General features: G+C 52.7%; 2 protein-coding genes. Both read left to right on the top strand.

Going from position 1 to position 1,149, the window contains the following annotated elements:
- The coding region (locus AC1DT3_RS22040) for a hypothetical protein (RefSeq protein WP_477467307.1) at nucleotides 1–264 on the top strand (264 nt) is incomplete at its 5' end.
- Between the two features lie 102 nt (nucleotides 265–366).
- Nucleotides 367–1,149 (top strand): zinc metalloprotease (locus AC1DT3_RS22035; RefSeq protein ID WP_477467306.1); only part of this gene is annotated, 783 nt, incomplete at its 3' end.

Genomic DNA, 1,149 nt, shown 5'->3' with positions numbered 1-1,149 from the left:
GGACATCGTCGGATGAAAGTCGTGCTCGACCGAACTGAATTCGCAAGCGCGGGCTTTCAGTATGAGTGCGTATTGCGCCAATATGACCATCGCATCCTGGTTGTTCGTCTAGGGACGTTTCAATTCCTCCCTGTCACCATTGTCATTGCTATTGCATCACCAATCGCAGAGCCGACCTACAACGACAGTCTTGTCACGGTCGAGAGAAGCACTGTTCCCGCACCTGTTGTCAAAACCATTTCTCACAAGCAACAACGTTACTGATAAATATCGATCGTGCCGTGCACTTCGTGCGCCCCAACACTGTAAAAGAATGCGTCAGCAGTACTAGTAACTGGACCGATTGAAGCATCTAGCGAGGATATCGTGGCTACTATTCGTGAAAATGTCGCCGGCTCCGGATACGGCAATGTTTATGTCGACTCGTTGATTTGGGGCGGCACTACATGGGATATGTCAACTGGTCCCATCAAGGTTGCGTTCGGCGACGTCAACACTCGTGAAGCATTTGAAGACGTTCACGGGACCAGCCCCCACCTTGAATACGGACATACCTGGGTCCAGGCGGAATATGACATGTTCGCCGACGTGATGAGCGTTTATGAAAGTGTCTGCGGGGTAAAATTCGAATACGCGCAGACCGTCCAAGAAGCGAACATCGTCTGGTGGAAATCCGATGCCGGTTACGACGGCAAATCATACCACGAGAGTCTTTCTGAAAACCAGAATTGGGGCTTCTTCGACAATTTCGAAACGTCTTGGAACTTTCGAATTTTCGGTGGTGATGGCCTGCACACTGCCTTGCAAGGAGTCGGTCTAGGTCTCGGACTGGCTAAACCTCACGATGGAGGACAACAAGGCGACGCATCGACCTTTCCGGGCGCCGACGGACCCTCCTCAACTGGCACCTATGGTTTGAATCAAGGTGTTTGGACGGTCATGTCCGACAACACGGGGTGGGACGGGGTTTATAGTGATCCAGTGCGTGGGGCACAGGGGGAATTGGGCGCCTTCGACATTGCGGCTCTGCAGGCTCTTTACGGTAAGAACATGTCGACCAATACTGGCGACTCTGAATATGAGCTGCCGACATTCACCGCAGCTACTGGGAAGGAAGGTTGGGCCTGCATCTGGGATGCGGGGGGCAAC

The organism is Microvirga sp. P4_G7, from assembly GCF_056401005.1.
This window is presented reverse-complemented; position numbering and strand designations above follow the sequence as displayed.